The 7582-nt window shown below is 48.5% G+C and carries 5 protein-coding genes and 2 pseudogenes; all 7 read right to left on the minus strand.

Annotated features, from left to right (window positions below; genetic code table 11):
* Positions 1-97 precede the first annotated feature (97 nt).
* Positions 98-1018: pseudogene (gene ftsY, locus ACERC8_RS09390) on the minus strand (signal recognition particle-docking protein FtsY); the annotation flags it as partial.
* Positions 1019-1745: 727 nt separating this feature from the next.
* Positions 1746-2576: a Cof-type HAD-IIB family hydrolase gene (locus ACERC8_RS09395; RefSeq protein WP_373659630.1), complete on the minus strand. Its 831-nt coding sequence runs from the start codon at positions 2574-2576 to the stop codon at positions 1746-1748.
* Between the two features lie 30 nt (positions 2577-2606).
* Positions 2607-3383: pseudogene (locus ACERC8_RS09400) on the minus strand (HAD-IIB family hydrolase); the annotation flags it as partial.
* A 78-nt stretch (positions 3384-3461) separates the two neighbouring features.
* Positions 3462-4649 carry an Mbeg1-like protein gene (locus tag ACERC8_RS09405; RefSeq protein WP_373659627.1) on the minus strand — a complete coding sequence of 396 codons (1188 nt, stop codon included), beginning with the start codon at positions 4647-4649 and terminating at the stop codon, positions 3462-3464.
* Complete coding sequence (locus ACERC8_RS09410) at positions 4642-5400, minus strand: alpha/beta fold hydrolase (protein ID WP_373659628.1); 759 nt, start codon at positions 5398-5400, stop codon at positions 4642-4644. The genes ACERC8_RS09405 and ACERC8_RS09410 overlap by 8 nt, the downstream gene beginning before the upstream one ends.
* Positions 5397-5840 carry a peptide-methionine (R)-S-oxide reductase MsrB gene (gene msrB, locus ACERC8_RS09415; RefSeq protein ID WP_018367809.1) on the minus strand — a complete coding sequence of 148 codons (444 nt, stop codon included), beginning with the start codon at positions 5838-5840 and terminating at the stop codon, positions 5397-5399. Before msrB ends, ACERC8_RS09410 begins: the two co-directional genes overlap by 4 nt.
* Positions 5841-6024: 184 nt before the next feature.
* Complete coding sequence (locus tag ACERC8_RS09420) at positions 6025-7284, minus strand: UDP-N-acetylglucosamine 1-carboxyvinyltransferase (protein WP_373659629.1); 1260 nt, start codon at positions 7282-7284, stop codon at positions 6025-6027.
* Positions 7285-7582 lie beyond the last annotated feature (298 nt).

The following is a 7582-nucleotide window of genomic DNA, read 5'->3' on the forward strand; positions in this document are numbered from 1 at the left end:
CATAAAACGAGAGAAGACAAGAACTGTCCTCTCTCGGTGTTAAGTGGGTCAACCCACTACAGTTGACAAAGAGCCTCTTTTCATACGATGTTAATATCTACACCAAACCGTCAAGCAAACCGCACATGAAATCTTCAGAGCGGAATTGACCGATGTCATCAATCTTTTCTCCAAAACCGATGAATTTGACAGGGATATCAAGTTCCTCACGAATAGCAAGAACAACCCCGCCCTTAGCAGTACCGTCCAGTTTGGTCAAAACTAAACCTGTCAGTGGTGTGATTTTTGAAAATTCCTTGGCTTGCACCAGAGCATTCTGCCCAGTTGAGGCATCGAGCGCCAGAAGGGTCTCATGTGGGGCATCTGGTAGGACACGTTTGATGATGCGCCCGATTTTTTCCAGCTCAGCCATGAGGTGGTCCTTATTTTGGAGCCGTCCCGCAGTATCAATCAGAAGGATGTCAACGGCTTCAGCGACAGCTTTTTCCATACCGTCAAAAACGACGGAGGCAGGGTCCGCCTTCTCAGATCCAGTCACCACAGGTACATCAACACGGCGCCCCCATTCGACCAACTGGGCAACTGCACCAGCACGGAAGGTGTCCGCAGCGACTAGCATGACCGACTTGCCGGCCCGCTTGTATTGGTGGGCGAGCTTGCCGATTGAGGTGGTTTTTCCGACCCCATTGACCCCAACAAAGAGCATAACTGTCAGCCCCTTTTGGAAGTTGATGGCTTCCTGCTCAAAACCATCCTTTTCATAGATGTCCACGAGTTTTTCGATGATGACACGGCGGAGATCGTCTGACTTTTTAGCCTTTTCGAGTTTGGCTTCATAGCGGAGCTCCTCTGTCAGCTTGGTAGCGACCGTCACACCCACGTCAGACATGATGAGTAGTTCTTCCAAGTCCTCGAAAAATTCCTCGTCCACGGTACGGAAGTTAGCTAGGAAAGCATTGAGCCTTGCGCCAAAACCAGTTCTGGTTTTCTTGAGGGTGCGGTTGTACTTGTCTTCGGTGGTTTCAGAGTGCTGCACTGCTTGGGCTGGCGCTGAAACAGGCTCTACAACCTGTCGCGTCTGCATGCTCTCCAAAACCAACTCTTCCCCTCGCTCAGCCGCAGCCTTAACGGCTGCTTTTTTAGCATAATAATTCGCCATCACGCTTGAAAAATGCTGGCCGTGTTCGGTCAACTGAGCAGCCAAAGCAGCATCATCGGTTAGAGGAGATGTCAGCTGGTCAGCTGGTGCAGCCAGATTGTCAGTTTCATCGTCTACTTGACTTAAAACCACCTCATCAACCAAGTTTGACTGGGTCATTTGCTCAGTGAGCTCATCAGTTTTGGAATCACTGACTGGCTCAACAGATGCTGGTGCTGATCCAATTTCCTGTTCCATGTCCACAGGTAAGGCTTCTGCCTGACGTTCCAGACTGCCTTGTTCGAGGGGTGTGGCATCCTGTCTTTCAGTCTGCGCCACTGTTGGTTCAACAAGGGGAGCTAGAGCGGGTTGACTGGCCTGAGGAGTGTCGCGCTCAGCATCAGAACTAGCTATCCGCTCGTTAGCCAAGTCATCTTGCTCTGACAATACAACCTGGTCTGCCTGGGGCATTACAGTATTTTCCTCAGCAGTGCTGACAGTGGAAACATCAACGTTTGGTTCATCGATCAGCTGACTATCCTCAGCTGTTGTCTCCTGTACAGGGTCTTGAAGCACCTGCTCTTCTTTTTTCTTCCCAAATAGGCGATCAAACAAGCCCATCAGTCATCTCCTCCTTCACGATATAACGGTAAATAGCTTCTGCCACACCTGACTGGTCATTGGTTCTGGTCACAGACAGACGAGCAGCAGCTTTGGCAGCAGGCACCGCATTGCCCATAGCGACACCCCAGCCTGCCCAAGCTAACATGGTCAGGTCATTTTCCTCATCACCCATGGTCATAACCTGATGAGGGGCAAGACCAAGCATCTGACATAGGTCTGCCAAGCCCTGCGCCTTATGGACACCTTTGGGCATGACTTCTAGGATAATCTCCCGAGACTTAAAGACCTCAAACTGCTGGCTCAGACTGGCTGGTAGTTGGGCAATTCGCTGGTCTAAGTAGTCAGCTTCACAGACAATGACGATTTTATTGTAGACCTGGTCTTTTGGTAAATCGGCAAGGCTGTCCAGCTGGATAAAGTCCAACATGGGATTGGCGGTGTGGTAGAGCGATGTCTTGCCTTGACTGGGAATCGAATAAACCGTCCCATCACTAATGACATCAACAGGCAGAGCCAGTTGCGCCATCACCGCCTGCACCTGAGCAATCTCGTCCACGCTCATCGGGTGATGAGCTACAACGGTCCCATCATTTCGCTGCACTAGACCACCATTAAAGGTAATGCTGTACTGGTCCCATCCTTGCAGTCCCAGCTCTTCCAGCAGATTACCGATAGCTTTGAGCGGACGCCCTGTCGTGATGACGATATTGACGCCTTTTTCTTTGGCCATTTGCAGAGCGACCTTGTTTTCTGGACTGACCTGCTTGTCTGTGGTGAACAAGGTGCCGTCCAGATCCAAAGCCAGCAGTTTAATGGCTGCGGCCGCTTGTTCCAGGTAGGTCAACACAGCACCTGTCTCATGATGACCAATCACCTGACTAGCCCGTTCTTTAATGGCTGGAATGGCATTATCAACCGCTATCGCCTGTCCAACTTGACTCATTAGTTCCAGATCATTCCCATTGTCCCCAAAGGCAGTCACCTGACTCACATCTAGCCCTAACTGTTGACAAAGTTTCATAAGACCAAGAGCTTTATTGCTCCCTTGCCGAATAATATCAACCGAATCATCTCCGACAGCCACGGCCACAAAACCAGTTTCTCGCTGATTAAAGGTAGCAATCCCGTCTAACAGAGTGTTCTTGGTAAACTGAGCAGTGAGCTTGTAGATATTGTCATCAACAACTAGTAGATCATCAACCTGTTGCAGGTTTTCATAGTAATGCGCCAAATCAGCAACGTAAGTAGTAGCCGCTTGTTGGGTGGCATAAGAGCCGCGTTGCCCAGACAGCAAGTACTTGTCCTCTGTCAGGTAGGGATTGTGCCTAAGGGCTTCAACAACTCTTGCAACCTCATCTGGAAGCATCGTATCTTCAAAAATTACCTGGTCTTGATAACGGACGAAAGCCCCATTTTCAGCAATCATAGCGATACGATCAGTCAATCCTGCAAAAAGCTGATCCAAGGCTAATAAACCGCGACCACTAGCCACCGCAAAGAGATAGCCCAAGCGGTCAAAATCATCTAGCAGAGCAACCAAACGTTTGCGGTCATAGCCGCCTTGGCCATTCAAAAAAGTACCGTCCATGTCGGACACAAAAAGTTTTTTTATCCGCGTCATGCTTCTATTGTAACAAATTTTCAGCGATTTTGATAGCTAGAGAGCAACTCATCTAGACGAACAATCATTGAGCTCCCTCTACGCATCGTCAGCTGTTTCTAGGGACTTTGTAGACCTGCTCTGCCATTTTCCCAAAATATCCTCCCAATAAGCTGGACCTCGCTGCCGATCCGCCAAGGCGTGTTTACCATAGAGGCTCATCAGTTGGTTGACCGCTTTGATCATAAACTCACGGCGGGGTTTATCCAGATGGCGCAACGTGTTTAGCATAGCTCTGGCACGAACGGGATCAGGGGTTGATAGGTCGTTTAGGCTGGCAATGCCAGAGGTGAAAAACAAGTCAAAAAAGGTATCAAAAAAGAGTTTTAGTTCTTGATTTGAGTACTGATTAAGCCAATCATTGAAGGTTTTCTCTAGACTCAGGCTAAATTGGCTAAGTTGAGAGCTTCTCAAAAAAGCCGTCTCCGACACCTGCCAATGCGACATATCGTGTTGCAACAGCCTCTTGTTTTGGCTAATCACCGTTTCATAAGCCACATCTGAGCTTAGCATGATGCCAACGATAGCCTCTTCAGGCCGAAAAGCCTTGACCCTTGGTCGAATGGTCTGATAACCAGGAGAATTGAGGACAGACTGATGAAGTCCAGGAGCGTCGAAAACATAGACAGCACTGATCTTTGTTTGTAAGGTTGCTGGAACCAAACTGCTAGCATAGAGCGCTAGATTGCCACCTTTAGAGTGACCAGAGACCACCAATTTGCCTGAGAAATCCATCAAAAATGCTCTGAGGTAACTGAATGCCGCCTGCTGGGCAGGGATGGTTCGCATGTAGGACATGTTGAAATCCTCTTTCCAGCCAATCAAACTATCATCTGTGCCACGAAAAATCAACTGGGTATGCCCAAGGCTGGGCAAGCACATGACCATGGCAGCGAATTGCCTGCCGTAGTCGGGGTTAACATCATTGACATAGTAGCCTAGCTCTACATCACCAAATCGCTGACTGGTTAAGACTGCTCGTAGGAGTTCAACCCGTGCTGGTGTCACCAGGAAATCATAGGCTGGCTGTTCCAACTCAGCAACCGCAAGTTTCCCCAGTAGGTCAACCAGTCGATGATAGCTGTGATGGTCAAGCGTTTCTGGCAGGTATTCACCAAAAGTCAAATAGCCGAGTTCGTTTAGACAGGCAATGTCCAACTCATTGAGCGGGAGGTCGTCAAAGGATCGATGACCGTTTGCCAGCACATAGTCTTTGATATTAGCCATGAGTACCCTCCGCGAGACAAGACATAATCAACTCAGCAGTCTCAGCCGGACGCGCCATGTAGAAATCATGATGGCTGTTTGGCAGCACCTGATAAGAGACATAAACTGGACAGTTAGCTAAATAGCGCTCTTTTTGCTCTAAAACATCTGACGGCTGGTCACTGATGATGACCGTCGTCGGTGTCCTAAAATCTGCCTGTTGCAAGGGCTGATGGCACTGTCGGCGAGCTGTCAACAGCCCCATTACCGCCTCCTGGTTGAGCCGCAAGCGATAGACCCCAGCCACCTCATCATAGAGGTAGGCCTCCTGCTCTGCTCGCTCAAGGTTGGCTGACCAACTCTCACTCCCCTCACGCGCCTGACTCAGATGCTCCGCCATGTCTGCAAAAACCTGCCCCTCCAAGTAGGCCTGAGCACCAGCCAATTCCTCCTCAAGTGGTAAAGACGAAAGATCAATACAGGCCCCATCTAACAGGATTAGTTGGCTCACGCGCCAAGGATAAGCGTAGGCATACGCTGCTGAGATGTCTGCTCCAAGAGAATAGCCGAGCAGGGTCACAGGCGTTTCTGGTAACTGTTGACTTAACCAGATTAGTAACGCTTCATTGCTTACCACCGACTGTTCGAGGTTATCAGGGTGACCAGGAAGTGGCAGATAATTGACCCTTACCCCTCTATCTGCCAAGGCTACCAGTAAGTCAGCTGCGTAGTAGCGGTTACTTCCCAGCCCATCTAGGAAATAAACCGTCATACCTCCTCCTCAAACAAGCTCAAATAGTCGCCGTAACCGAGCTCTGCCATTTGCTCATAGGGGATAAATTTCAGGGCTGCCGAGTTGATGCAGTAGCGCAAGCCCCCTCTGTCACGAGGACCGTCGTTGAAAACATGCCCCAGATGGGAATTGCTCTGACGACTGCGGATTTCAATCCGCCGCATGCCGTAGGAACTGTCATCGTGATGGGTCAGGTCACGGTTGTTAATCGGTTGGCTAAAAGCAGGCCAACCGCAGTGGGCGGGAAATTTGTCCAGCGATGAGAACAAGACCTCACCACCAACGATATCCACATAGATACCTTTTTCAAAAAAATTATCGTACTCCCCTGTGAAAGGACGCTCAGTTGCTGATTCTTGGGTCACTCGGTAAGCCAAGTCACCAATCCGCTGGCGCAGTTCTTCTTTTGTTTCTGTCATCGTATGACCTCCTTGACTAGATTTTACCACATTTTAAGGTTTGTCGCCAAAGCAACATACAGGATAACATGAAAATAGCATCAGAAACTCTGTCTGATGCTTGCTAGCTGTTTTAAATTTATCTGCTTTGAAAATAAGGTTTGAACAAGCTTTATGAAGACAATTAACTCAGAAATACTACCTGTTACTCGTCAACTAAGGTAATATCAGCACCGAGTGCCTGAAGCTTTTCAATGATATTAGAATACCCTCTGAGGATATGTTCAATATCTGTAATCACTGTCTGGCCATCAGCCATCAAAGCTGCGGTAATCAGGGCTAACCCAGCTCGCAAATCAGTCGCACGCACTTCCGCACCTGATAAGGGCTTGCCACCTGTATAAATAATCTGACCGCCGAGTGTTGAAATCTCCGCCCCCATACGTGCTAATTCTGGGACATGGTTCACCCGCTTTTCATAAATCGTATCTTTGATTTTTCCGCGCCCTTGAGCCTTCAGTAATAGCGGGGTCAACGGTTGCTGCAAATCAGTTGCAAAACCAGGATAAGGCGATGTGCTGATATCCACTGCACGGAGAGCTTCTTGTTTCTCAACAAAAATAGCATCTTCTTTGACAACCATGCGCACGCCCATCTCTTCTAGTTTGGCGATAAAGCTTTCCAAGTGCTCATAAAGCACATTGGTCACGCAGATGCCCTCGCCAACCGCAGCAGCCAGTGCGATGTAAGAACCAGCCTCAATGCGATCGGGAATCACTTGATGGCGTGTTCCACCGAGACGTTCAACACCGTCAATCGTAATAACAGCTGTGCCAGCTCCGCGGATACGCGCCCCCATGTTATTAAGCAAGATGGCCACATCAATGATCTCAGGTTCCCGTGCTGCATTTTCAATCACAGTCCGACCCTGAGCAAGACTAGCCGCTATCATGGTGTTGATGGTTGCCCCAACGCTGACTGTATCCATAAAGATATGCGCCCCTTGCAAGCGACGACCACCTGTAGAGAGAATCATATGGTCTCCCTCATAGGTCACTTGAGCACCCAAGGCTTCAAAGGCTTTTAGATGGAGGTCAATCGGTCTAGGACCTAAATCACAGCCACCCGGCAAACCGACCTTGGCATAGCCAAATCTCCCTAGCAAACTGCCATAAAAGTAATAAGAGGCCCGCAACTGACTAATCATCTCAGGTGGTATGGGCCGATTGACAAGACCTGATGGGTCTGCTGTCAAACTCTCCTGCTGGCGATTGACTTTGACACCCAGCAAACTAAGCATCTCAACCAAATTGGCCACATCGCTTAAATCCGGCACACCATCTAGGGTGATTGGCTCATCGGATAAAATCATAGCAGGAATCAGGGCTACAACCGAATTTTTTGCTCCAGAAACAGGAATATTACCCTTGAGTGGACGCCCTCCTGTAATAATAATTTTACTCATACAATTCATTCTTTCACTTTATCTCAAGATTTACCTGTACCATTCTATCACACTTCAAACCTTTTGACAAATATGGAGACGAGTTACCAATTGTCATTCAAACGTCCTAATATTCAGTCTATTGCATCTGAAAGAGGATAACTAAGGGGGAAACTTTGAACTATGGCTATTCCACAAATAAAGTTACTCAATGACCTAAATATCGACAGGCAAAAGCCATCCAAAAAACGGCTCTATAATTTCTGTAGTGGGTAAATCCACCATGGAGATTATAGAGCCTTTTGAGTGTAGAAAAAAA

The organism is Streptococcus sp. E29BA, assembly GCF_041807805.1.
Classification (GTDB): Bacteria; Bacillota; Bacilli; order Lactobacillales; family Streptococcaceae; genus Streptococcus; species Streptococcus entericus.